Source organism: Nostoc sp. UHCC 0252, from assembly GCF_034931145.1.
In the GTDB taxonomy this organism is placed as follows: Bacteria; Cyanobacteriota; Cyanobacteriia; order Cyanobacteriales; family Nostocaceae; genus Nostoc.
The window spans coordinates 103,035-129,380 of sequence record NZ_JAYGHE010000001.1; the positions used below are offsets into that span (position 1 = coordinate 103,035).

Annotated in this window: 16 protein-coding genes and 1 pseudogene; 11 read left to right on the plus strand and 6 right to left on the minus strand. The window is 40.4% G+C overall.

Features of this window, described 5'->3' with window-relative positions; all coding sequences use genetic code 11:
* Window positions 1-1,193 precede the first annotated feature (1,193 nt).
* Window positions 1,194-2,648, minus strand: coding sequence for an MFS transporter (locus tag VB732_RS00400; RefSeq protein ID WP_323228838.1), 1,455 nt, complete (start codon window positions 2,646-2,648; stop codon window positions 1,194-1,196).
* A 99-nt stretch (window positions 2,649-2,747) separates the two neighbouring features.
* Here VB732_RS00400 and VB732_RS00405 point away from each other — a divergent pair, with 99 nt between their 5' ends.
* The 5 genes from VB732_RS00405 (at window position 2,748) to VB732_RS00425 (ending at window position 9,129) form a co-directional block, all read left to right on the plus strand.
* On the plus strand, window positions 2,748-3,257 hold the full coding sequence (locus tag VB732_RS00405) for a phosphoribosyltransferase (RefSeq protein WP_323228839.1): 510 nt from the start codon (window positions 2,748-2,750) through the stop codon (window positions 3,255-3,257).
* An 812-nt stretch (window positions 3,258-4,069) separates the two neighbouring features.
* Window positions 4,070-5,827 carry an ATP-binding protein gene (locus tag VB732_RS00410; RefSeq protein WP_323228840.1) on the plus strand — a complete coding sequence of 586 codons (1,758 nt, stop codon included), beginning with the start codon at window positions 4,070-4,072 and terminating at the stop codon, window positions 5,825-5,827.
* Window positions 5,828-5,860: 33 nt separating this feature from the next.
* Entirely contained in the window at window positions 5,861-7,939 is a 2,079-nt protein-coding gene (locus VB732_RS00415) for an ATP-binding protein (protein WP_323228841.1), read from the plus strand.
* A 383-nt stretch (window positions 7,940-8,322) separates the two neighbouring features.
* The gene (locus tag VB732_RS00420) at window positions 8,323-8,715 is read left to right on the plus strand and encodes a response regulator (RefSeq protein WP_323228842.1); all 393 of its coding nucleotides are present in this window, start codon (window positions 8,323-8,325) and stop codon (window positions 8,713-8,715) included.
* 6 nt (window positions 8,716-8,721) lie between these two features.
* Complete coding sequence (locus tag VB732_RS00425) at window positions 8,722-9,129, plus strand: response regulator (protein ID WP_323228843.1); 408 nt, start codon at window positions 8,722-8,724, stop codon at window positions 9,127-9,129.
* Window positions 9,130-9,214: 85 nt separating this feature from the next.
* Here VB732_RS00425 and VB732_RS00430 read toward each other — a convergent pair whose 3' ends face one another.
* Window positions 9,215-9,574 (minus strand): hypothetical protein, encoded by a 360-nt coding sequence (locus VB732_RS00430; RefSeq protein WP_323228844.1) that lies wholly within the window; start codon window positions 9,572-9,574, stop codon window positions 9,215-9,217.
* A 248-nt stretch (window positions 9,575-9,822) separates the two neighbouring features.
* Window positions 9,823-10,657, minus strand: a pseudogene (locus VB732_RS00435) (transposase).
* Between the two features lie 326 nt (window positions 10,658-10,983).
* On the opposite strand from VB732_RS00435, the gene VB732_RS00440 reads away from it, so the two are divergent.
* Entirely contained in the window at window positions 10,984-13,947 is a 2,964-nt protein-coding gene (locus tag VB732_RS00440) for a tetratricopeptide repeat protein (protein ID WP_323228845.1), read from the plus strand.
* A gap of 5 nt (window positions 13,948-13,952) precedes the next feature.
* Window positions 13,953-15,038, plus strand: a complete 1,086-nt coding sequence (locus VB732_RS00445; protein WP_323228846.1) for an RNA-binding domain-containing protein — start codon at window positions 13,953-13,955, stop codon at window positions 15,036-15,038.
* 54 nt (window positions 15,039-15,092) lie between these two features.
* Here the strand turns inward: VB732_RS00445 and topA are convergent, their stop codons facing one another.
* Window positions 15,093-17,258, minus strand: coding sequence for a type I DNA topoisomerase (gene topA / locus VB732_RS00450; protein WP_323228847.1), 2,166 nt, complete (start codon window positions 17,256-17,258; stop codon window positions 15,093-15,095).
* Window positions 17,259-17,620: 362 nt separating this feature from the next.
* Between topA and VB732_RS00455 the strand changes: the two genes are divergently transcribed.
* From VB732_RS00455 to VB732_RS00470, 4 genes are all read left to right on the plus strand, one after another.
* The gene (locus tag VB732_RS00455; protein ID WP_323228848.1) at window positions 17,621-18,907 is read left to right on the plus strand and encodes an ATP-binding protein; all 1,287 of its coding nucleotides are present in this window, start codon (window positions 17,621-17,623) and stop codon (window positions 18,905-18,907) included.
* The gene (locus tag VB732_RS00460; protein ID WP_323228849.1) at window positions 18,900-19,505 is read left to right on the plus strand and encodes an RloB family protein; all 606 of its coding nucleotides are present in this window, start codon (window positions 18,900-18,902) and stop codon (window positions 19,503-19,505) included. Before VB732_RS00455 ends, VB732_RS00460 begins: the two co-directional genes overlap by 8 nt.
* A 705-nt stretch (window positions 19,506-20,210) precedes the next feature.
* Window positions 20,211-20,822: a hypothetical protein gene (locus tag VB732_RS00465; RefSeq protein WP_323228850.1), complete on the plus strand. Its 612-nt coding sequence runs from the start codon at window positions 20,211-20,213 to the stop codon at window positions 20,820-20,822.
* Window positions 20,823-21,227: 405 nt separating this feature from the next.
* A complete protein-coding gene (locus tag VB732_RS00470; protein WP_323228851.1) occupies window positions 21,228-22,565 on the plus strand; it encodes a hypothetical protein in 1,338 nt (445 codons plus the stop codon).
* A 421-nt stretch (window positions 22,566-22,986) separates the two neighbouring features.
* On the opposite strand, the gene VB732_RS00475 is transcribed toward VB732_RS00470, so the two are convergent.
* A complete protein-coding gene (locus tag VB732_RS00475) occupies window positions 22,987-23,904 on the minus strand; it encodes a DUF928 domain-containing protein (RefSeq protein WP_323228852.1) in 918 nt (305 codons plus the stop codon).
* Between the two features lie 382 nt (window positions 23,905-24,286).
* Window positions 24,287-26,215 carry an ATP-dependent zinc metalloprotease FtsH gene (gene ftsH / locus VB732_RS00480; RefSeq protein ID WP_323228853.1) on the minus strand — a complete coding sequence of 643 codons (1,929 nt, stop codon included), beginning with the start codon at window positions 26,213-26,215 and terminating at the stop codon, window positions 24,287-24,289.
* Window positions 26,216-26,346 lie beyond the last annotated feature (131 nt).

A 26,346-nucleotide genomic window follows, 5' to 3' on the forward strand; every position in this document is an offset into this window, starting at 1 on the left:
ATTGCTGTGCCCCTACCTGTGTACTTCATTTACTCGAAAAATGCTATGTGTGGGCTGATACTAAGCAAAATATCCAATCCATCACGGCAGATAAAAAACCCTACATCCGCGCGTGAGAGCGATTGTAGGGCTAGTGTGTAATGAGGTGTTGCATTCTGAAATCTTTTAAATTGTATAAAAGGATTTGAAACGGATTAAACAACTGCGGGGGGATATCAAGGTAATACTGGGGTTATAGTTTGTTGAATTTGCTGAGTGTTAGCTATTTTACTAAAACAATCCCTAATCGAATAAGCTGTTAAGCATCTAATTTGCACATTGAGATCGCAGGGGGGCAGGGAGCAGGGGGCAGGGGAGAGGATTTGCAGCTTTTACTACCATAAAAATGATGCAATTTAAATGACGATTAGCTTACTGATAGCTTTTTATAGCGTTCCCGCAGGGTACGAAGTGAAGCAATCCCAAAAGCCTTGCGATTGCAACTCTAAAAGACGCTGGGCGAACGTTCCACTTCGTTTCACTCACAATGACATATCACAAGTAATTTGCCGGACATAATATCATTTGTTATTTCGGCGTACTCATTTGCTATTTCGGCGTACTCATTTGCTATTTTGGAGTACTCATTTGTTATTTCGGAGTACTCATTTGTTATTTCGGAGTACCCATTTGCTATTTCGGAGTACTCATTTGCTATTTCGGAGTACCCATTTGCTATTTCGGAGTACCCATTTGCTATTTCGGAGTACTCATTTGTTATTTCGGAGTACTCATTTGCTATTTCGGAGTACCCATTTGTTATTTCGGAGTACCCATTTGTTATTTCGGCGTGTTAACGCACCCTACGAAACTACTAGAATCGTAGGTTGGGTTGAGCGGTAGCGAAACCCAACAAAGGCTTAATAATGTTGGGTTTCGTTCCTCAACCCAACCTACACCAGTTTTACTTTTTAGCCGACGAATGGAATAGAGCCTCCGGCACGCTGACGCGTTAAGCGAAGCTATGCCGTTGGCGAAGCCTCTTGTAGAGAAGGCTTCACGCGGCTACACAAACAAAGTCCGCCTGCGCGGACTAAGAGAAAATTAATATCTTTAACCCGCGCAGGCGAGTTTCGTCTGTGTAGACGCGGTTTCTAACCGCCCTTTTAACGTTAAGTTGACTAACAATTCAATTACGAATTACGAATTACGAATTATGAATTTGTCCTCTTCTGTTGCCGTTCTTTGAGTTTCAACATAATCTCTGCGTGCATCTCGCGGGTAATTGGGTAAAAATACGTTAAAACTAAGCCACAAAGTAAACAAACGGTAGGTATGGGGCCAACGGCAATGCGAATTGCCAACAATGCTGATTCCGGTTGGATGGGTAGTGGGCTTCCGGCTACAGATTCTTTGAAACCAGCTACTTGTAAAGAATTTCCTACTAAAAACAGCCCGAAAGCTAAACCAAATTTTTGTAGTAAAACCATGAAGCCATAAAATATCCCTTCTCTGCGTTGGCCGGTTTGGAGTTCGTCTAATTCAATCACATCGGGAATCATCGACCAGGGAATTAGATAAGCTGTGGAGACACCAATACCAGCCATCACAGCCATGACATACATCAAAACTATTTGACCAGGTTGTAAGAAAAATAATCCGGCGGCGGCTATTATCCATAAACTCATTCCGAGAAAATAAACAGGTTTTTTCCCGATTTTCTTACTCAAATCACCCCAGACAAATAGCATTACTAATGCTGTTCCTTGAACTGCAATCATCACTGTGGGCACATCTGATTCTTTAAGACCCATACAATTGACTACAAAATAAGGAATAATACTAGCTGTCACCTGCACACCTAGCCAAGAAAAAAGATATATACCAATAACAAATAAAAAAGGTCGGTTGCTAAAAACAATTTTTAGTTGTTCAAAGAAGGGGAGAGATGCGGGTTCTTCGGTTTGGATGCGTTTGGCCTCAAAAGCCAAGATGCGATCGCGGACTCCAAAAACGCACCAATATAATCCTAAAATTGAAATTACCGTACAAACCCCTGCTAAAACGAGATATTGTTGTTGGCGATCGCTAATTTGCGAAAAAATAATTTGCGTTAAAATTAACGACAGAATACTGCCACCGATAGAAAATGTAAAACGGTAGCTGTTAAGGCTGGTGCGTTCGTCATAATCTTGAGTTAATTCTGGAGTCATTGCCGTATAAGGCAAATTCACAACGGTGTAGAACGCCTGGGATAATACCCCAATTGCGACGTAATACCAGAACAACGGCCAAATGTTATCACTCCTATTTGCACTAAATTGCGGTACAATCCACTGCAAGAAAAATAAAATTCCAAAGGGGATTGCTCCATAAAACATCCAAGGAAGACGACGGCCCCAACGCCGAGATTTCGTTTTATCAGTCAGGAACCCCACAAGCGGATCGTTTATACCATCCCAGATTTTGCCAATCATCAAAATACTGCCAGCTAAACCCGCAGGGATACCGGCAACATTGGTAAAGAAAACTAGCAGAAAAAAGACGGAGATATTTGCAGTAATTGCCGGGCCCAAATCTCCTGCACCGTAAGCCAGCTTTGTTTTTAAATCGAGTTTTTTACTGAGAATATCTGGTTGGGCATCGTCATTAGCCGTAGAATCATTCATAAAACTTTGTACTCATACTAGAATAAAAAATCTGCGTCGGCGTAGCCTGTCGTAGACATCGCCTCCAATCACTAGCTATCTACCACTCCCATTAGACTTATGCCAGACCTTTACGTTTCTTGGTCAGATTATCACCAAAAAATTGAACAACTGGCTATTCAGATTTATCAATCCGGTTGGCAATTTAACCAGATTATCTGTCTTGCCAGAGGAGGACTAAGAATTGGAGATATTCTTTCTCGTATATATCAGCAACCGTTAGCAATTTTAGCAACCTCATCTTACAGTGGCACTGAAAGAAATAATTTAATTTTCTCCCGTCACTTAACAATGACTGCCGAAAAGTTAGGTTCGCGCATTCTCCTAGTAGATGATTTGGTAGACTCTGGCATCACACTCAAAGAGACTATACCTTGGCTTAAGCAACATATTGAGTTTCCCATTGAGGAAATTCGTAGCGCTGTACTTTGGTATAAAGCCTGTTCAGTTATAGCACCTGATTATTATGTTGATTATCTTCCTGATAATCCCTGGATTCATCAACCTTTTGAACACTACGAACAGATGAACCCCGCAGAACTTGCAGCTAGGGTAAATCAACTATGTTAATTAATATATTTCACTTCCCTTATACCCGGATTTCTCACCATACCTCAAATGGAGGAGTAATGAGTAGTGAGTAAGGAGTAATGAGTAAAATTCTTAACTTATTACTTATTACTCATTACTTATTACTTCTACGCAAAGCAGCTTGTGAGAAATGCGGGTTATAAAAGAGATAAATAAGGAAGCAGCTTCCCCCTTTTTTATAACCTTTTCTCTCAGCAAAGAGTCTCAATTTCTCTTCTGCGTGGAGCAAAACGGAACATGGGTATGAAGCCCCGTCCTTCTAAGACCCTTGGACTGAGGCAGAGTATAAACTCCGTCTCTCCCCCTGCTCCCTGCTCCCTGCCCCCTGCCTCTTTTGACTAGCCCATTGCTAACATTTTAGATTTTAGCGATCGCTATTAGTGCTTTCAATCACAAGTCAATTTAACATTGGCTTCAAACTAAAAAGTGGTACTAGTATTAGAAAAAACTTTCAAATTCTTTCTTCAGGAAGTATCGTAGGTACATTATTTACCGTAATCTTTATTCTATGGAAATAAACCTACAAAACTGGCCTAAACCATAATGCCTTATCCAAAGGGCATGGTCAAAATTTAGGATTGATAATAAATAAAAGGGTTTTATACTACCATCTGATTTTAAATTGGCCTGATTAGGCGGGTGTATTAAACCCTTTTATTCAAAAATCAGAATTCATTCTGAATTCTGATTTTTAATTTTTTCCTTGATAAAAATTGAAGAAATGTTACGAAAATTGTGTCAGCCTGGACAGGAGTTACTGAGGCAATATTTCTTAGGAGCAAAGTAGTGTAATGACGAATGAGGGAGCGGAGCCAATATGTTTAGACGATATTCTCATCACTCAAGAGTTGTCCCATAGAATACCCAGAGCCACCGACCTCAAGGAAGAAAACGATGCACTTCACGCCATAATTGGGCAATTAGTTGAGCGGCCTCAAATTCTGCTCAAAAGCCTTGTAAAAATAATTACTCAACTGTGTCGGGCAGAATCAGCAGGTGTCAGCTTACTTGAAGTAACTCCGAACGGAGAGAATATTTGCCGATGGTTTGCATTAGCCGGGATGTTAGAAGCTTATGAACAAACTCCCACTCCTTACAGCTTTAGTTGCTGCGGCCTTTGCTTAGAACGTCAAGCTCCCTTGCTCTATTCCCATCCAGAACGGTATTTTACCTTCTTACAAAACTTTGAGCCAACAATCGCCGAGATCCTGGTGGTTCCTTTATTGATTGCCAATCAACCACTTGGCACGATTTGGATTGTATCTCACAATCAGCATCGGCAGTTTGATCGAGAAGACTTGCGGCTAATGACCAGCTTCGCAAATTTTACAGCTACCGCTCTTTACACTTACAACGCTCGTCAAGCAGCCGAAGAATCTGCACGGCGTGAGCAAGTCGCCCGTGCTGCTAGCGAAGCGGCACAAAATGCAGCCGAACAAGCCAACCGTCTTAAAGATGAGTTCCTCGCTGTTTTGTCTCACGAACTGCGTTCTCCCCTGAACCCGATTTTGGGCTGGTCAAAACTTCTGTTAACCCGCAAATTTGATGAAGCAAAGACGATTTATGCCCTAGAAACCATTGAGCGCAATGCCAAATTGCAGTCTCAGTTAATGGAAGATTTGCTAGATGTTTCCCGCATTCTTCAAAGAAAACTCAGCCTGAATATTAGTACTGTTAACCTGTCTACCGTTATTGAAGTAGCCCTTGATACTGTGCGCCTAGCGGCTCAAGCCAAGTCAATTGAACTCAAAACGAAATTGGAACCGAATCTAGGGCAAGTTTTGGGCGATCCTAGCCGATTGCAGCAAGTCGTTTGGAATTTGCTCTCTAACGCCGTCAAGTTCACAGAGCCTGGAGGCCAGGTGGAAATACGACTTGAGCGTGTCGGTACACAAGCGCAAATCCAAGTAAGTGACACGGGTAAGGGCATCAACCCAGAATTTCTGCCTCACGTGTTTGATTACTTCCGGCAAGCTGACAATACCACAACCAGAACCTTTGGTGGCTTGGGACTTGGTTTAGCGATCGCTCGGCAAATCGTTGAACTGCACGGTGGAACAATCCAAGCTGAAAGTGAGGGAGATGATAAAGGTGCTACCTTTACTGTGTTGTTACCGATCAAGAGTGTGGAGTCTCAAAGCAGTGAAGACGAGGGTTTAACTGACATCCCTAATCTTCAGGGGGTAAATGTGCTAGTCGTTGACGATGAAGTTGACAGCCGCGATCTAATAGTTTTCATCCTTCAACAGTATGGTGCTACTGTGCGTGCCTTCGCCTCAGCACCCCTTGCACTTGATGCTTTTACACTTGAGAAACCACACATTCTTGTAAGTGATATTGGGATGCCAGAAATGGATGGCTATATGCTGATTCGGCAAATTCGCTCCCTACCGCCTGAGCAAGGGGGAGAAGTACGAGCGATCGCCCTTACAGCTTATGCTGGAGAGATCAACCAGTCAAAAATTCTTCAAGCAGGATTTCAAAAACATTTAACTAAGCCAATAGAACCGACAAAATTAGCTACGGTAATTGCTAGCCTAGTTAAATAATAAATATTTATCCTGAGAGGTTGGGAGTAAGAGTTGGCTACAAATTCCGGTTTTAGAAACCTAAAAGATGAGTTCCTGAGTGAACGCAAAGAGGCTCTACTGGCTCGGATGGCCAACCGCATCCGGCAATCGCTGAACCTCCAAGAGATTTTGGATGCAACTGTGGTCGAGTTGCGGGCATTTTTGCAAACCGACCGAACTAAGGTCTACCGCTTCGATCGCGACGGGCATGGACACGTTGTTGCCGAAGCTAGTGCCCCTAACCGTCTGCCTTCTTTGCTGGGATTACACTATCCATCTGATGACATTCCCCCCCAAGCGCGGGCTTTATTTGTTAAAGCACGTACCCGTTCAATTGTCAGTGTCAGCGAACAACGAATTATCCTTAACTCGCTGCCGACTCCCAAAATCACGGCAATCAGCGACTTGACCGTTGAAGAAGTGCAAGAGCAACCCCTCGAAGATATCTTAAGCCGTCCCGTAGACCCTTGCCATGTAGACTATCTCACCCAGATGGGTGTGGAATCTTCTCTGGTAGTGCCAATAATTTATCAACAGGAACTCTGGGGGCTGTTGATCTCTCATCATGCCGAACCTAGAGAAATTACATCTGAAGATTTGCTAGTCGTCCAATTGCTTGCTGACCAGGTTTCACTGGCAATTACCCAGGCGAATCTGCTGAGTCAGGTGCAGGAACAGCAGCAGCGTGATGCGATCGTCAATCAAATTGCCGCTATGCTACACGCGCCTCTGACCCCTGAGCAGATTTTGCATAACGTTCTCGAAGAAGCAGTAAAAGCTTCTGGCAGTTCTGGAGGGAGATTGTACCTGACTTCCCCCGATGAGGCTTTACCAGCCTATCTTTATACTTACGGAAATCAGCCAACCCCATCCGAGCAAGAGCTTCCAAACTTACTAGAAAATCATCCCCTCTGGCAAGAGGTAGGCGAAACTCCTGCTCCCACCCACACTGACTTAACCCAAGAAGGTAAACCTGCTCTGCGAGTGGTAATTAATCTTCAGCAAGAACCGCGTCTGCACCAACTGATTGAATCCTTTCAGACCACACCGATTCGGGGTTTGATCGTTCAACCGTTGTATTATGGTAAAGAATTTTTGGGGTATCTGACCTTCTTCCGTGACCAAATTAGTATAAATAGTCTTTGGGCTGGCTTTGAGGAAGCCGATGAGCGCCAACAGCGTCCTCGTCAATCAATGGCGCAATGGCAGGCGCTCAAACAAGATAAAGCTCATGCCTGGAGCATCGAAGAGATGGAACTCATCCAGTCTTTGAACATTCATCTATCGCTAGCTGTGCTGCAAAACCGCCTCTATCAGCGCGAACGGCAGCAACGCTTAGTAGTTGAGATGCACAACGAAGCTCTCTCTCATGCCCGAGCCGCCGCCGAAGAGGTGAGTCGCCTCAAAAGCAACTTCTTGGCTTCTACCAGCCACGAACTGCGAACTCCTCTAGCCTCGACCTTAAACTATTTAAAGTTGCTCAAAGAGCGCCTTTATGAAGACGAAGATGAATTACGCCAATATATAGACGGCGCTTACCAATCGACGCAAAATCTCGTTACTATCATTAACGATGTTCTTGACATTGCCAAAATTGAAGACGGGCGCATAGCCTTAGACTTAGAGACAGTTTATCTGCAAAAGCTTTTACAAGAGCAATGTTTTCTCTCAGGTGCCGAAAGCCGCTACAAATCGATTCCTCTCACACTCCACTGTGAAGTCGAAACTGTTTTCGCCGACAAGATCAAAGTCCGTCAGGTGATGACGAACCTGCTGGATAACGCCTTCAAATTCACAGATGAGGGTCAAATCCATGTCCGAGCCGTCGTCGATAGTACTGGAACAATGGCTCAAATCTCGGTACACGACACAGGCATCGGCATTGACATGGAAGATTCAGAGCAACTATTTTACCCATTTGTGCAAGCTGATGGTTCTGCCCAGCGTGCCTACGGGGGCACCGGCTTAGGGCTGACTATCTGCAAGCGATTAGTGGAACTGATGGGTGGTATGATCTGGCTTGAAAGCCCAGGGCTAGGACAGGGAAACACTGTTATTTTTACCCTGCCGCTAAACGAACCGCCCCAATGAATTTTGGATTTGGGATTTTAGATTTTAGATTAACTCCATACTTCATATTGAAGCTTGGGAAAGGAATTTAGGATTTGAATTTCCATATTTGAAATAGCTAGGGCTACTGAAACCCGGTTAAAATTTGGAATCCTTCAATCTATAGCGGTTCTCAATTGCATGAAATACAGACCTAACCCCCAGCCCCTTCCCTATAAGGGAAGGGGGGTAAGATTCAAAGCCTCTCTCCTTTTAGGAGAGAGGTTTGGAGAGAGGTCAAAGTGTATTGCACCCAAACGAAAAGCGCTATAAAATCGTTCGACTGAGCAAAGTCGTTCGCGTAGCGTTCCGCAGGAAAGTTCAAAATTTAAAATCTAAAATTGGTCAGTAAAGAGGTAACAGTCTTGAACATCCTACTGGTTGAAGATAACCAACTCCTAGCAAAAGGAACCGCCAAACTAATCGAACGCTTGGGGGGTCATCAGGTATTTATTACTGCCGAACCAAAAGAGATATTCCACAGATGCGAAGCGGGGGCAGTAGAACTGGTGATTATGGATATCAATTTGCCGGGTGCTAAATGGGAAGGACAAAAAGTTGATGGTTCCATCCTGTCACGCCATCTGAAAACACAGTGGAAGCAGATACCAATTATCTTGGTGACAGCTTATACTATGCCCGCCGACCAACATCTTTTGCTGTCCCAATCTGGGGCTGACAGTTGCTATACCAAACCCATCACTGACTATGATGCATTTTTGGATATGATTACTCTTCTCGGTCAAAAAAGGAATTGAATCTCCATGTATAAGCTGGCGATTTTGGATGATGATGAACACTGGTGTCGGATCGTCCAACGCTTTATGAAGCAACAATATGCTGTGGTAACTTACAAGTCAGTGTCTAGTTTTTTGTGGGAGTTAGAAGAACTCAATCAATACGATATATTTCTAGTCGATTTCGTGCTGCCTACGGCTCGGTATGAGTTAAGTATAGATGGCATGGAAATCATTACCGCTCTGAAGCGGCGCTTGCCCAATTCTCCTGTGATTATCCTTGTCACGGCTTTCATGAGCAAGAATGAGTTAGAAGTGCATGGCAAACAAATGTGTCCAGAAGCAGACGGATTTTTTGCCAAGGATGCTGGGCTAGAATTATTGGCTGACCAAATTAAGCGGCTGCTCACAGCAGCTTCAAGTGAGGATATTTAGGGGAAAAATACTTAAAATTTACTGACTTTCGCTAAAAGGATTTACGCATAAAGATTCCCTGAGAAAACAAATGCAAAACTCATTATTAACGCTGCCAATCATAGATTAATCGCCCATGACGATCGCGCACAAGTTCCCATTCTCCATGACGATATGGTTGTCCGTGATATCGTACAGAGCGATAGCGCCGTCTATAATGTCGTCGATTTCGCTGACGTTGATAATAATATCGTCCAGTCCGTTGCCGTTTGTGATAACGTCGTCGAGTTCGCCGATGAGCTAACAAAAGTTCTTCACCTTGTCCAACTACTTTTGTCTGTTCGTCAATACTCTGCTCATTGAATACATGATTAAGAGTAGTATCCTTAGCCTCAACCAAAGCAGGCGGATAAGTGAAGGCTAATAACAGGAAGGCAATTGAGGAGAGCTTTTTGAAACGGTTCACGTTTTTGCTTTTCCTAAACTATTGGTAATCATTTTATTTAATACTTAAGTTGATTAACTATATAGTTCAGAATTCACAAACTTGAGTAACGCAAAAGTAATGAAAGTACTTATAAGTGCGTAAGTGGGAAAATTTATAACAACGATTTAATTCTAATGATTGAATTACTTAGGGCTTGCTGAAAAAGTCAGAAATCGGCAGGAGAAGGATTGATTAGTTACTCAACAAGGGTTAATCATAAGTGTGTTCTATCTGCTTGTCATCAAATCATAAGTATCAATAATATTAGACCGTATACTAGGTCTAATATTGAAAAATAGACACAAAAAAGTACACAAAAGCTGTGACATTTGAGTAGAAAGATTCATGACTAAAAAAGTAATAGCAATTGCAGTCACAGAAGTATGATTTAGTTTCGCCATCACTCTATCCAAGCCAAATCTTCTTTTAGCTTGTCCAAACTTACCCTCAATAGAATTACGAATTCCTTCGTCCTCTTTAGCTTGCTTCTTTTTTTCTTGACTCACAGTTTTTGGAGGTCTACCTAACGGAACTCCACTAATTCTAATACCTCGTTCTTTACACCAAGCTCGATTCTCTCGCTTTGCGATAAATTTTATCAACATGAACGGATTCTGGATAATACCCAGTATAGCCTTTAAAAGATTCTATGGTTTTATCTAACATCTTCCTCACCATCTCTTGATTCACTTTGTTAACTAACTCCCCACTTATTCTTTCTCTAAAATGTACTAACATTTCTGGGTTAAATGGCATGTCATTACTATATAATGACATCCCCAGAAAATACTGTAGATATGGATTCTCCCTTATTTGTTCTACTGTTTCTCTATCGCTTATCCCTAGCTTTTCTTTGATTATTAATGCCCCCAATGCCATCCGAAAAGATTTTGCTGGCGCTCCCATCTCTGGAGAGAATCCCGAAGAATATTCCGACTCAAATTCTTTCCAGGGTATTAAATCAGCCATAATTACCCAACGGTTATCTGATGATAACTTTCCCTCAAATGGAAGTTCAAAATTTTCTGGTGGAATTGGCGTTGATTCTTCTTTTCGGTACATTGTGATTAATGATACTCCATGTCAATTTTGACCACTGTGATGTAAGGATTTTGCACTATTTTACCCTCAACTCTTGCACCTGAATATATTTTTAGGCTCTAATAATCTAGAGACTGCCACCTTTTCTTTCTTTTTCAGCAAGCCCTACTTAGGATTTTCTGACTTTCGCTTGTTCTAAATTGAGCTAAAGAGTGGTTTGATGCGATCGCATTGCATCACAATGGAATCCAAAATCAAATAGATAACTTAGTAGACTCTGGGATCGGACTCCAACAGGCGATTGCCTGCTATCCTCCAGTTATCATCGCTGCTGAGTTGCATTATCATTGAATTATACCTACTGCTACCTGAGACAAGAAATGATGAGTAGCGATCGTCTCGAAACCTTAATGAACCAAGCAGAAGAACTTGTACAGGCAGGCGAGTATAAGCTAGCAATTGGTGTTTTTCAGCAAGTCTTACAAATTGACCCAAAGAATGTTGAAATACTCAGACAATACGGTAAAGCTTTAATACAAGATAAAAAGTTTAGACAGGCTTTTAAATTTTTTGAGCGAGCTATAAAAATAGATCCAAATAATGTAGATATATTAAGAAGCTACGGTACTGCCTTGGTAAAAGCAGGTAGAGACAACAAGGCTTTAGAGGTTTTTGAAAAGGCTGAAAAAATTGCTCCAGGAAATGTTAAACTTTTGTCTTCTTTTACCACAGTTTTAAAGAAATTAAAAAAAAATAACAAGTTAATTTACGTATATAACAAATTAATCAAGATTGAGCCTCAAAATTCTATAACATTAGCTAGTTATGCCATCTTTTTGATTTCAATTGGTCAACATGATAAAGCTTTTCAGCTCTTTGAGCAATCTCTAAAATTTGAACCTAATAATTTAAAAATACTCAATAATTATGCCAGTTCTTTGAGTGAAAATAGTCAGGAAAAAATAGGGTTTGAGATTTTTGAAAGGGCACTGAAAATTGAACCTAATAATTCTATCACACTCAGCAGGTATGCAATTGCTTTGACTGCAAATGGTCAGTATAAGAGAGCTTTTGAATTGTTTGAACAATCGCTACAGATTGAACCTAATAACTCAAAAGCATTAGCTAGTTATGCAAATGCTTTGGCTTCAAGTGGTGATTATAAAAAATCTTTGCCGTTGTTTGAGAAATCACTACAAATTGAACATCAAAATTATATGACACTAAGTGGTTATGCCAATGCTTTAAATTCAGATGGTCAGTATGATAAAGCTTTTCAGTTATTTGAGCAATCGTTAGAGATTGAACCTAATAATCCAAAAACACTCAATAGTTATGCCAACGCTTTGACTACAAATGGTCAGTATGAGAAAGCTTTTCAGATTTTTGAAAGATTACTGGAAATTGAACCTAATAATCCAATAACATTCAGTAGTTATGCCAATGCTTTGAATTCATTTGGTCATTATGAGCAGGCTTTTGATTTGTTTGAACGATCATTACAAATTGAATCTCACAATCCGAAAACATTAGCCACTTATGCAAATTCTTTGGCTTCAGTTGGTTATTATGATAAGGCTTTGCAGTTGTTTGAGCAATCACTAAAAATTGAACCTCAGAATCGTATAACATTAGCTAGTTATGTAAACGCTTTAACTAGGTATGCAAACGCTTTAGTTGCCACTGATCAGCATGAACAGGCTTTTCAGGTTTTTGAGAAATTACTGCAAATTAAACCTGAGAATCCGATGACATTGAGCAGGTATGCAAACGCTTTAGTTTTCACTGATCAGCATGAACAGGCTTTTCAGGTTTTTGAGAAATTACTACAAATTGAACCTGACAATCCGATAACATTGAGCAAGTATGCAATTGCTTTGAATGCAACTGGTCAGTATGATCAGGCTGTTCAATTGTTTGAGCAATGGTTACAGATTAAGTCCCAAAATTATGATGCGCTCAACAATTATATTTATCTTCAATATGCTCTTGCCTTAGAAAGATTAGGTAAGTACGAAGAGGCAATAGAACAATTATTAGCTATCAAAATAGAGATTCTAACTCCATATCAAGCTAATGTAATTAAACTCAACTTAGGTAGACTATACTATCGCATTAAACAACCAGATAAAGGTAACGAATATTTCGAGATAGCAATAGCTAATTCTGATGACAAAGATAGAACTTACCTCTACAGTGCCAGAAGCATACTTGCTAATAATCCCCATAGCCAAAAAGCAGTTGAGATGTTACAACAAATTGCAGAAGACTCTCCACGTTATGCTCAAGCATTTGAGATGTTAACTCTCAATTCGAGTGAAGAAGATTACTTTGATATGGTTAAAACTGATACCCAAAGTGGCTTAATTGACACGACAGAAATGCTAAACCGGGCAATGTATCACAAGATTGCCAATGAGATTGGTATACTTAAGGGAATTGCATATCGAATTTTGCGTCACTCTGAACAAGAAGATGTTTTGCTAGCAGGCATTATTCAAGATATTGAGGATGTGTTTGAAGAGGTAAACAGACGACGCGCAGCACAAAAATCACAAATTGAAACTATCCCTCATGATGATTATGGAAATATTCTGGCGGTGATTTCTAAAACAGCTCATGACATCTCAGATTTTGTCAATAATCAGCTTGCTGTCATTGAGTCCAAAACTCGGCGGGCAATACGGAAATTGCAACCCAGTGATGCTCACTATGCCCAGTTTGAGAAATTGCTAACGCAACTAGAACTAACCCAGACAGCTCTCAGTGATTTAAAAGCGATTAACGAAGGCATCACCATCAAGAATAATCGCTTTAAGGTGAAAAAGCTATTTGAAAAGTGGGAAACTACAAAGTGGGGAACTACCCCTCGAATTGACCAAGCTCAAATTATTTTAGATATTCAAAACGGCAATTCTGAATTCAATGGCGATGAAGAAAAAATTAAGAGTGCGCTGAATGAACTGGTGGAAAATTCCCTCAAACACAATTCTGATCGGCAGAATTTAACAATTCGCATATTTTCCCAAGATGTTATCAATCCACTGGGAATTCGTGGAAGAACAATTCCTGGTGAGCAGAAATATTTGTTCATCGAATTTGCCGATAATGGTAAAGGAATTTCTGAAGATAAAAAGGATTGGATTTTTCAACCTCTAAAAACTACCTCTCAAGAAGGAAAAGGTAGTGGTTTAGGGTTATTTATTATCCGTAAAACACTAACCAAAATGAATGGGTATATCCGAGAAACTGGATACAACGGAGCTAGATTTGAAATTTATATTCCCTATACAAAAGAAGAGGTACGGTAGGCAAAATGCAAACGGAAAACGTTCATTTGTTGCTGGTGGAGGACAATCCTCGTTATTTGAGTGAATTGCTGGAGTGGCTGCGAGATTATGGTTATCAGCAGATTGAAACCGCAACAAGTGCTACCCAGGCAAAGGAAAAATTGAAAGTTCCCTTCGATGTGATTATTTCAGATATGCGGATGGAACAAGATGACAGTGGATTTGCTATTGTGAATGAGGTGAAAGCACGAAACCTTTCTTCTGTAGTAATCATTCTGACAGCAAACGACACAGTTAGCGATTGCCGTACTGCATTTAAATCAGGAGCATGGGACTACATTTCTAAAAATATGCGAGGGAATGTTTATGATGTCCTGCATGAATCGATTCAAAATGCGATCGCTTACTTCAATCGTTGGGGTAATGTTCAGAATGAGCAGTGGATTACCGAGAATCTGGACACACTGGAACAAACCTATTTTGGTCAATATATTGCTGTGATCAACAAAACGGTCATTGATGCAGCAGATACAGAAGAAGCTTTAAAGCAACAGATTGAAGAACGACAACTACGCCGCTTTTTAACAACGATCCGAAAAATTGGTGATCTGCGTCCAATTTCTGAGTTGATACAAATGTCCGAAAGCGATCGCTTGGAATATAAAAGTACCTTTCAGTGGGATGTTAAGCTCAATCGTGAGAATAAAGACTTAAGATTTAGCACTCTTAAGACAATTGTTGCATTTCTCAACTCTGAAGGGGGAACTTTAATTATTGGAGTTGAGGATAATGGTAATATTTTCGGATTAGAAAAGGATTTATCTTTATTAAAAAATGGAAATCTTGACAAGCTAGAGCGAACAGTTATTGATTCAGTTTGTAATCATATTGGTAAGAATTTTACTCAGCAGATCAAAATTCGGTTTGAAAAAATTTATCGTGAAGATGATACAAATCGTGTTGATGCTAAAGATGTCTGTGCGATTGATGTGAAAAAATCTGTAAGAAAAGCTTGGCTACAGAGAACTGGAGAAAAGAAACTAGAATTTTACGTTCGGATGTCTAACAAGTCTGAACCCCTCGAAATTCCAGATATTTACAATCACCTTTAATACACAAATGCTCGGTCATACCTTGCTATTGAGTAAAAATATCAGCAGTGTAGTCTAACAATTCAACTCCCCAAACTTAGGACTCCACCACCCTTTTTGTGTGCTGAAATAAGCCACATCTTTATGTTTGGCATCCTTACGGGATTGTGAATTAGAACATCGCAACATTTTCTTACTCTGCCCCTCTTTGATGTAACTGTACTCTTCTAAAGGTTTCTTACATACCGGGCAGGGATATGCCGTCATCTGCACGGGAGGCTTTTGTTGGTTTTCAGCTTGGACTGTTTTAGCTTGTGGTGACTGCCAAGTTTTGTTAAAGTCGCTCCAAAATAGCACGACATTCTCACAGCCTTTTGTGCATTTGAGGAAATATTTCTTTTTAACTTTACTACTCGGAATTTTAGAGAGAAAATTTTTGCATTCAGGGCATCGCGTTCTGGAAGTTTCATATTTGCGCTCAGTTATCACATTAACTTTCCCTGTTGGAGAACTCGCAACTACAGTTTTAGCTTTGGAAAGTGCTGGCACAAAGTAATTTTGATTCCAACTAGTTAAATAATGCTGCCAAGAGTTTTTTCCTTCAGAAATTGCATCAAGAGCATCTTCCATTTTTGCCGTGAATTCCGCCTCTAGTAAATCAGGCAGTGCTTTGAGCAAAAACGCATCAACTTCTAACCCTAACGCTGTTGGTTGCAGATGGTCTTTTTTCAACTCAACATAATTTCGTTTTTTTAAAGTAGCAACAGTAGGAGCATAAGTACTTGGGCGACCAATTCCTTTACGTTCCATCAATTGCACTAATTTTGGTTCACTATAACGCGGTGGTGGCTGAGTCTGCTTCTTCTCATGTCCAGCATTCTCCAGTTTCAATGCTTGTCCCTGTTGTAATGAAGGTAAAACACTATCCTTGCTGAGATTGTTCCAGTACCGGGCATAACCGTAAAATTCAATTACTTGCCCTCTGGCTGACCACAGTAGAGAACCAGATTGAGTAATCACCAAAGTTTTACGCAATTGGGCAGCCTTACATTGAGAAGCAATTGACCGTTTCCAAATCATCACATACAGATTAAACTCATCATCAGGAAGTTCTAAACGCAACTGAACTGAGGGACGAAATACATCCGTTGGACGAATCGCTTCATGTGCTTCTTGAGCCGATTTGCTACTGCGATGCTTGGCGACTTGCGACGGTACATTTTGCGGGTCATTTTGCTCTAACCATTTACGGGCGCTGGCACAAAATTCTGGACTCAGCATTACTGAGTCTGTTCGCATATATGTGATAAGCCCTGCCTCATAAAGCTTTTGAGCCACAATCATAGTTTTGTCGGGAGCAAACCTCAGCTTTGAACCGGCTGCTTGCTGAAGGCTGGAAGTTGTAAATGGCGGTGGTGGCTGGCGGTTAACGATTTTTCCTTCAAAATGGATAACCTGATGAGGATGTCGCTTTGCTTCTTCAACTAAACGTGTTGCCTCTGCTTCGGAAAGAACGCGCTTAGACTCCGGTGTTTCTGGACTATTACCTACCTTTGCATCATCGTGACTTTCAGTTTCTTGCTCTGCTGCATCTTTGGCAGAATCTACCGTCCCTTTGTAAAAAGCCCGGAATCCTTCAGCATAATCTACCCAGACACTCCAGTAATCTTGGGGGACAAAAGCCAGAATTTCGTTTTCTCGCTGACAAATCAAGTGCAGTGTCGCGCTTTGGACTCTGCCAACACTCTTAGCGCCGTTATTTAATGCCCAAACTAAAGGACTACCTTTATAACCTACCAGCTTATCTAGGCAATCTCGGCACAGCCCAGCACCGATTAAGTTTTGGTCTAGCTTTCTAGGATTAGCGATCGCACTCTGTACCGCCGATGCTGTAATCTCAGTATAAATTACTCGTTTCGGTTCCCTTAAACCCAGCGTTTCTTTGAGATGCCAAGCGATCGTCTCGCCTTCTCGGTCTGGGTCAGTTGCTAAGACAACTTCATCAACTTGCCTCACCGCAGACTTGAGTTTTTGAATTGTTTCTTTCGCTCGTTGGTCACGTGGTACATAGTTGCATCGAACATTACTACCGTCCATGACGAAGCCCAAGGAATCGTCCCCTTCATTGCTGAGTTCTCGGATGTGGCCACAACTGGCTAGAACTTTCCAATCCGAACCCAGAATTTGACTGAGTTTTTTGACTTTACCGGGAGACTCTACCACAAGCAGGCGTTTGATCATAACAACTGCGTTCTTGATTCTGAGTAATAAACTGGCGATCGCTCATTGCGATCGCCTATCTTCGCCATCTGGATTTTCTAGAATACTGTACCAAAAAGCTTTGGCAATTGCTTAACTCTGAAGTAATTTCCTTATACTTAAACCTTTGCTTCACTTTTAAGTGTCTAGCGTCAGCTTTTGCAACAAAACCGCTATCGTCCGGTGCAAGCGTTTATTATGCTGCATATTATATTAATAACAGTACATCTGTACACGTTAAAAATAATTCTCTAATTTAGCATCTTTAACCAATTATTGCTACTCTTAAAGCAGTAAATTACTATTTATTCACAATTTTCTGTCTGAAGCCTAAACTTCATCTTATGCTTATTGAATTTAGTGTCGGTAACTACAGATCCTTTAAAGAGCAAGTCACCTTTAGTATGGTGGCAGCAAACCTTGTCGCAAAAGACAAAAAGCTCGACGAAAATAACGTTTTTGAAATAGATGATGATTTGAAACTACTTAAAAGCGCCGCAATATACGGTGCAAATGCTAGTGGTAAAAGTAACCTGGCTACAGCTTTAGGTTTCGTGAGATGGTTTATGATTAATTCTTCTAAAGAGACTCAAAGCACGGAAAAAATAGGTATTGAGCAATTTAAACTCAGCACTGAAACCGAAGAAAAACCATCTTTTTTTGAAATCGTATTTTTAATAAATGGCAAAAGATATAGATATGGTTTTGAGGCAACTATTGAGAGGGTTGTCTCTGAATGGTTATTTTATGTTCCTAAATTAAAAGAAACTAAACTTTTTGAGCGTAAACTGAACAAGATTAGTGTTTCTAAAAGACTTAAAGCTGATGGTATTCAACAGAAAACAAGACATAATGCCCTCTTCTTGTCTGTATCTGCTCAATTTAATGTCGAAATTGCAGAAATGATATTGGATTGGCTGACAAATAGAGTCAAAATCACCTCTGGTTTAGATGATAGTGGCTATCAAAGATATACAGTTAGTTGTTTAACGAATAATAAAAATAAGGATGAAATTTTTCAGCTGCTTAAAAAATTAGATTTGGGATTTTCCGATGTCAAGGTAAAGGAAAATGAAATAACTGCTGATTTGTGGCCTAAAGAATTCCCCGATGAAATAAAGAATTACATTATAAAAAATGGGATGGCAAAAGTAACATCAGTTCAAACTACACACCAAAAATTTAATGAGAAAGGAAATCCTGTATCTACAGAGATATTTGATTTAGACACTCAAGAATCTGAAGGAACTCAAAAAGTATTTGCTTTGGCAGGGCCTCTTGTTGATACACTAAAAAACGGTAAAGTCTTAATTATTGATGAATTCGATGCTAGAATTCATGCTTTAATTAGCCGTGCAATTGTGGAATTATTTAATTCTAATGAAACAAATCCAAATAATGCTCAGTTAATATTTATGACTCACGATACCAATTTGCTTAACAATAAGCTTTTTCGTAGGGATCAGATTTGGTTTACTGAAAAAAATAGATATGGTGCAACAGATTTATACTCTTTAGCAGAATATAAGATACCTGACGATGCGCCATTTGAAAGTGATTATATTCAAGGTAGATATGGCGCAATTCCATATATTGGGAATTTGAATCATCTAATCGACTCTCATGCCTAGAACAAAAGCAAACTCTAGTGGATATTCACCGAGAAAAGTTAATACTAGGGAAGTCAAGCAGAGATTCTTAATCGTATGTGAAGGAGCAAAAACTGAACCTAACTACTTTAGAAGCTTTCGTGTTCCTAAGAATGTCGCTGAAATAGACGTGAAGGGTTTAGGAGAGAATCCCAGCAAACTAGTTCAGAGTGCAAAGGAATTAAAAAAACAAGGAGAGTACGATCAGGTTTGGTGTGTTTTTGATCGTGATTCTTGGACTAGAGAAGATTTTAACAACGCTATTAAAAATGCTGAAGCTCAAGGGTTTAAAGTGGCTTATTCTAATGAAGCATTTGAATTATGGTATGTTTTACATTTTGAATTTCTCAATACTGGTATTCCTCGAAGTGATTATCTGAGTAAGTTAACTTCTTTATTTGGTAAAACATATCAGAAGAATAGCGAAACTATTTATGATGAGCTATTTGAGAAGCAAGCTATTGCTATTAAAAATGCTGAAAATCTTCTTAAACAATATGTTCCTCATATTCCAGCTAAAGATAATCCATCAACAACGGTGCATTTATTAGTACAGGAACTCAATAAGTTTATTCGCTAAAGAGATGCTGAGTAACTAGATAACCTTACGCCCACTGAGAACCGGAAGGGCAGATGCTATGGTTACGCTGTCATCTCTACCAGGTTGACCTACAGTAGTAATTAGCGAGAATTAATCCTGTCCGCGCCAAGCGATTCTCATTCTCATAGAGACGGTTTGCGATCGCATCATATACAGCAGATTGCAACTTGGTGAGGTACAGAAGTTGAAGAAGAATTCAGAAGTCAGAATCAATCAGTCGAGGATTCAGACCTGCGACTGATTGAATACTCAACTGAATTCTGACTACTGACGCATGTATTCTGTTCGATAAACGCAGATTAATTAAATATCTAAAAACTTGGCAATTTTATCAAAAGATTGTTCATTGCAATATAATGTGCAACCCCAATCAAACTTTACTATACAAATATTTCAATTTTTTTAACTTATTGTCTAAAAATATCTACAACTTTCATCAATATATCAAAACATTTGTCATTGTACCTAAAAGCGAAATCATATAAATTATGATTGGCGAGTAGCAATTGATTAAAAATTAATTATCTAAATTTTAATAAAGATAACTAAATAATCTAATGGCTACTAACTAGCTTTGCTAACAAGAAGACAACAGATAAGTCACCAAATAGACTTAAAATTTTGTTCATTTTATGTTGCGATGCTAGCAAGAATTTCATACAAACAATAGGAGGATTAATCCTAATGGCAGAAGATTTGAGTAATAGTGGTAGCGGTAATTCTACTAGTGGCAACAATTCCCTTAGAGATTCACCTTTTGGTCGGTTGCAAGAAGTTCTCAGTGAGGAAGAATTGACCAACCTATTCAGTGGTGTTGGTAATGGAGAAGGTGGCGGTAGCTCATTCGGTGGCGGTGGCGGTGGCGGTGGCAGTCAGCCTGATTTAGCCTACGGTGGTAATCCTTTCGCTGGTGACAACTTCTGGAATATCTTTGCAGGCGGTGTAAATCCATCCGCAGGCGGTGGTAGTCCATCCACAGGCGGGGGTAGCGACCCTTTGACTGGTGCTGGTAGCTCATCCACAGGCGGTATTAGCACAACTGAAATACCGGACGGATTCAGTTTGAGGGCTACCATTGACAAGCTCATTGACTCAAGGCTTGACAAGGAACTAGGTAATGGACAAATCCCATCATTTGATGGCGGACAAATCCCATCATTTGGTGGTAATGGTCAAATCCCATCATTTGGTGGTAATGGTCAAATCCCATCATTTGGTGATAGCGGTCAAAGCCCATCATTTGGTGATAGCGGACAAACTCCCCCATTTGGTGGCGGACAAAGCCCCTTTGCTTAATACAATACTTGCGAAAATCAGCAGTTAAATAGAAGGGGACAATGATGAGTTCTTCAGTACATAGCCTGCTAGTACAGCTTGGCGCAATTGAAGAAGAATTCAGAATTCAGAATTAAATTCTGAATTCTGACTCCTGAATTCTATTTTGATAAACATACCATTCGATAAACCTCAAAAGCGTGTATTATCGATGATGTGCTTTTTGCCTTATTGTACTAGTTTGCTATTTTATGCCCTAAAACTATTTAAGGTTAAAGATTTAGGCAATACTTTCTGTTAATTTGATGGCAAGATTATTAAGGTCTTTATTATTAAATAGATTTTGGGTTAAGCAAATTTATAATTGGTATAACAGGTACTGAAAACCCCATAATTTTTTAGCTAAAAATAGGAGCATTAGTGCCAATGGAAACGTCTGCTGTCAATCCCATGAATGGTGAAATCAATCCTTTAAGTGCAAGTGGTACTAATACCAATAGCAGTGTGTCTGCTGAAGGCAATCTGTTAACGGGTGGTAGCAATCTGTTATTAGGTAACGGTAACAATACCATTCCAGGTGGCGGTATTAACCCGTTTGCAGGCGATGGTGGCAGTGGACTTCAGAAATTAATTTTTGATCGATTGAAGTTAGTTTTGGGCGATAACTTTTTCACGGATATTGACAACACATTGGCAGGAGGTAGCAACCCGTTTGCAGGCAGTGGTTATCCCATTTCAGGTGGGGCTACTAACCCATTTGCAGGTAACAGTAATGCGATCGCAGGTGGGGCTACCAACCCCTTTGCAGGTAACAGTGGTGCGATCGCAGGTACTGGAAGTCTGCTTCAACAATCGCCTTTCGATCCGTTGAAAGAAGTCCTTGGTAACAATATACCCTTTGGTAATACTGGGAATACATCTAATACTGGTAGCCAAACCTTTAATCAGGGCAACGCACCGATTGGGAATGGTAACAAGGACTTTGGTAGTAATAACGCAACTATTGGTAATTTTAACTCGGATTATGGCAGTAACAGTGCAACCATTGGGAATGGTAACTGGAACTTTAATAATGACAACGCAACCATTGGTAACGGCAACTGGCTATTTGGAGAGGGTAACACAACCCTTGGTAATGGCAACTGGTATTGGGATAACGGAAGTGACAACGCAACATTAGGTAATGGTAATTGGCACTTCGACAGTAACAACACAACATTAGGTAACGGTAATTGGCATTTCGGTAGTGATAACGCAACGATTGGAAATGGTAACTGGGACTTCGGCAGTAATAACACAATTATTGGTAATGGTAACTGGGTTTTTACCAATGGAAATGAAATTATTGGTAATGGCAATTGGTTAGTGGATAGTGAAAAAACAATAATCGAAAAAGTCAACAATACCAGCAATTTAGATTTATCTCTACGAGAAGTTAAGACTGATGTTAACAATCTTATAGACTCTCTGATAGGTAAAATGGGTCAAAATTTTCTTGGCTTTACAGAAGATTTTGATGTATCAAGTAGCGAAACCTTTAACCGCCTCATATCTTCTAAAAGTGCTGGTATTAATGACACAGATATATCTAACGATATTAATCAATTTTTGGCATCACTCAGTTCAATTCAAGGGAATATAATCAATTATCAGCCTGTGCAAAACCCTCAACCTGTCCCAGAACCTGCTTCTTCAGTGTCCTTGGCAGTAGTGGGACTAGTGTGTTTACTGTTGTCACTGTTCAAAAAACAACAACGCTGTTAAAGTAAATTCAATCCTTCCAAACTTATTGCGATCGCACTTCCTGTCTTTTTATAGTGAAAAGTTAGATCCCCGACTTCTTAAAGAAGTCGGGGATCTGGGCACCGAGAATTTTCACAAATCAGATAGGATTGCTATACCAAGTTGACTTTCATGTATAGGAATCATATTTGATTTTTAAACAAAATTAGGAGTTCGTAACGCACCATTATAGAGGGTTTGGCGCGTTACGCTGCCGCTAACACACCCTACGTATGTTTTCATAAATCAAACCGGATTCCTATAATACGCAACGTTAATACTTCTTAGATAAGACCAAAATACTTGTAGAGACGGCGATTTATCGCCTCTCAAAACATAATTTCTATGAATGTTAAAAAACCCGGCTTCTCTATCAAAACCGGGTTTTTAAGTAATTTTTAATTTATTTCTGAACAGTACAACAGGGCAATAAAGGCTTGTTTACAACTTCTTTAATCTCTACTGAATTCAACAAATCTTCCCAATATTTCTGAACTTCAGGATCATTAGGACGCTGGCGGCGTAAATTAGCTAAAGTTCTGAGAGAATCTTCCCAAAATCCAGCAGTTGCAAATAGAACTGCACGATCTAAGTCTGTGTTTGGTTGATTTAGCTGAACAGAGAGGTTTTCATCTTGCGATCGCACTATTGTACCTTCTGCATACGAATCTTTATCGCGGTTGTTGGTGTCACAAATCATTGAAAAAGTCCAACTATATTCTTTACCGATTTGTAGAGACGGCTGATTAGCAGGTAAATTTACACTAACAATACCATTCTGCCCAACAGGTTTGAAAGTTCCCTTATACAATAACGGTTCGGAGCTATCATCATCCCGCAAAACAAATTCTAATGCTTGCACTGTTGTAGAGGTTTGAGGAATATAGAAAAAGAATGTGGGACGTTCTGCTGTGGTTCGTTGAGCTTCCTTATCTGTTGGTGTCAGGGGAATAATATTTTGTCCAACTTGAAAGCAATTTCCCCGTGTTCCTGCTGATCTTACCCTACCAGGTCTACCTGGTACGAAAGCAATACGATTTCTACCGCGTTGGATGTAACTTGTAACATTTCTAATTGCAGAAGTAGCATACCTATCTCCAGGACGTAGCCGTTCTGCTTGCTGAAAATATCCTAAAGCTTTTCGATAGTTTCTCCGTTTGGTTTCGTTATAGCCAAGTTGCATATACTGCGTGTAAGCAGATTTGGCTTGTGCCAGTTGATAGGCCGGCTCTGTTGCCAAAACCTTAGTAGTAATCACAGGTTCTAAAGGGAGAAATGCTAAAGCCGCAAGCAAATAGCTTGCCCAGAATCTATATTTCATAATGTCCATTTCCACTTGTAGTACATTGATTGCATATATATAATACAATAGCTTAAGCTTGACAGTAGCAAGGCTTTATGTACCAGTTTGTAAAAATGCTGAGGTAGCCTTCTAATACGGTTGGTTAAAGCGCAATAGAATTCATATAAAACCAAAACACTTGTAGAGACGGCGATTTATCGCGTCTCAAAACCCACGATTTTGTACTCACGCAAAACTATACCGTGTAAGGGCAATTCATGAATTGCCCCTACCCACGTGGATCTATTTCCTATCAAAAAATGATTAATAAAAACTTGAAACGACGTATTTACGTTATGCGTTATCAATAACCCTTGTAGAGACGCAGCATTACTACGTCTCTACATTTTTTATCAAATGTCTAATGAGGTACAGCTAATTGTGCATCAGCTACTTGGGCGTTATCGACAACGATTTGGCGGAATGAATCGCCTTCAATTGTTTCTTCTTCTATTAACAAATCTACTAAACGTTCCAAAACTATGCGGTTTTCTTCCAACAGTTCTTTTGCCCTGATGTAAGAATTGTTGACAATTTCGCGCACCTGTGAATCAATTTTGGCGGCAATTTCTTCAGAATAGTCTGATTTATTCATCCAGTCGCGTCCTAAGAATACCTCTCCACTCTGATTTTCCAAGGACAATGGGCCTAATTCTGACATCCCGAAGCGTGTCACCATCTGCCGCGCCATCCCTGTCACTTGTTGCAAGTCATTGCTTGCACCTGTGGTAACTTCTGGCTTGCCAAAAACGATTTCCTCGGCGGCGCGACCACCCAAAGTTGCCGTAATCCGCGATTTGAGTTGGGAACGGGAAACTAACCCCTGTTCTTCGTTTGGAGTAAACCAAGTTAATCCAAGCGCTTGTCCTCGTGGAATTAATGTAACTTTCTGCACAGGGTCATGGTCTTTAAGCAATGTGCCTACTAAAGCGTGTCCAACTTCATGATAGGCAATCAAGCGTTTGCTCTTGCTGTCTACTAATGCAGTACCTTCCATACCTGCAACGACTCTATCCACAGCAGCATCAATTTCTAAAATGGTGACAGCTTCTTTGCGTCTCCTAGCGGTGAGAATTGCCGCTTCGTTGAGTAAGTTGGCTAAGTCTGCGCCAGTAAATCCAGGAGTGCGGCGAGCGATCGCTTCTAATGATACGCTAGGATCAATTTTCTTATTCCGGGCGTGGACTTTCAAAATTTCCAGTCGTCCTTTGAGATCCGGTGCATCCACCATCACTTGTCTGTCAAAGCGTCCTGGTCTGAGCAACGCTGCATCTAGAACATCTGGGCGGTTAGTGGCAGCAATAATAATAATACCTGTGTTGCCTTCAAAACCATCCATTTCAGTGAGCAGTTGGTTCAAGGTTTGTTCGCGCTCATCGTTACCGCCACCGATACCAGTGCCCCGTTGTCTACCTACTGCGTCAATTTCATCGATAAATATTAGACATGGAGCATTTTCTTTAGCTTTTTTGAAGAGGTCACGGACGCGAGATGCACCCACACCAACGAACATTTCCACGAATTCCGAGCCAGAAATACTGAAGAATGGTACACCTGCTTCACCTGCGATCGCTTTTGCTAGTAAAGTTTTACCAGTACCAGGAGGGCCAATTAACAGCACTCCTTTAGGAATACGTGCGCCTACAGCCGTAAATCTTTCTGGCTGTTTCAAGAAAGTCACAACTTCTTCTAGGTCTTCTTTAGCTTCTTCAACCCCAGCGACATCTTCAAATTTCACTCCGGTTTTGGCTTCCATTTGGAAACGGGCTTTAGATTTGCCGAAATTCATCGCTTGGCTAGAAGCATTAGTAGAGCGTCGGAGAAACAATAGCATTAAAGCTACCAGTGGCAAAATCCACATAAGATTAATCAACAGCCCAACAGCAGCTCGACTGTTAGCAGATGAAATTTCGCCAAACTCAACATTCTTATCTTTGAGTATGTTAATTAACTCTGTGTTCTGCGCTAAAAGTCTCACCTGTTGCGGTGGCGTATTTTCCTTTTGCCCTTTGAGATAAACTCTGGCTACCTGTTCGCTTTCATCAAGCTCTACTCTTTGGACTTCTCCCGCCTTCGCTTTCTTAAGCAAATCACCATAGTTTAGAGAGGTACTAGAGCTACTAGAAGTACTCTCTGGTTTTTGTGCCAAGACGGGGGTACTCCCGAAAATTCCTGGTAACATAATCAAGCTAGCTGCGATACCTACGGCGGGCTTGGCCAACGCACTAACCCAAGCAACGCGCTTTGATGACTGCCTTTTTACCAATGCTTTTTTTCCCAAATTTGTCATAATAATTACCCTTTGTCTGCTGGCACAAGTTGAGCTATGGTTTTATGCCTATTCTTCTACTAAAAATTGTAATAACTGGAAATTACACTTTTCTTATCTAGTCTAACTTCCACACAAAAGCATTCCCAAGT

Coding starts and splice junctions, on each gene's coding strand:
- VB732_RS00400 (WP_323228838.1), bottom strand. CDS start 2,648: ATGAATGATTCTACGGCTAATGACGATGCCCAACCAGATATTCTCAGT.
- VB732_RS00405 (WP_323228839.1), top strand. CDS start 2,748: ATGCCAGACCTTTACGTTTCTTGGTCAGATTATCACCAAAAAATTGAA.
- VB732_RS00410 (WP_323228840.1), top strand. CDS start 4,070: ATGACGAATGAGGGAGCGGAGCCAATATGTTTAGACGATATTCTCATC.
- VB732_RS00425 (WP_323228843.1), top strand. CDS start 8,722: ATGTATAAGCTGGCGATTTTGGATGATGATGAACACTGGTGTCGGATC.
- VB732_RS00445 (WP_323228846.1), top strand. CDS start 13,953: ATGCAAACGGAAAACGTTCATTTGTTGCTGGTGGAGGACAATCCTCGT.
- topA (WP_323228847.1), bottom strand. CDS start 17,258: ATGATCAAACGCCTGCTTGTGGTAGAGTCTCCCGGTAAAGTCAAAAAA.
- VB732_RS00455 (WP_323228848.1), top strand. CDS start 17,621: ATGCTTATTGAATTTAGTGTCGGTAACTACAGATCCTTTAAAGAGCAA.
- VB732_RS00460 (WP_323228849.1), top strand. CDS start 18,900: ATGCCTAGAACAAAAGCAAACTCTAGTGGATATTCACCGAGAAAAGTT.
- VB732_RS00465 (WP_323228850.1), top strand. CDS start 20,211: ATGGCAGAAGATTTGAGTAATAGTGGTAGCGGTAATTCTACTAGTGGC.
- VB732_RS00470 (WP_323228851.1), top strand. CDS start 21,228: ATGGAAACGTCTGCTGTCAATCCCATGAATGGTGAAATCAATCCTTTA.
- VB732_RS00475 (WP_323228852.1), bottom strand. CDS start 23,904: ATGAAATATAGATTCTGGGCAAGCTATTTGCTTGCGGCTTTAGCATTT.
- ftsH (WP_323228853.1), bottom strand. CDS start 26,215: ATGACAAATTTGGGAAAAAAAGCATTGGTAAAAAGGCAGTCATCAAAG.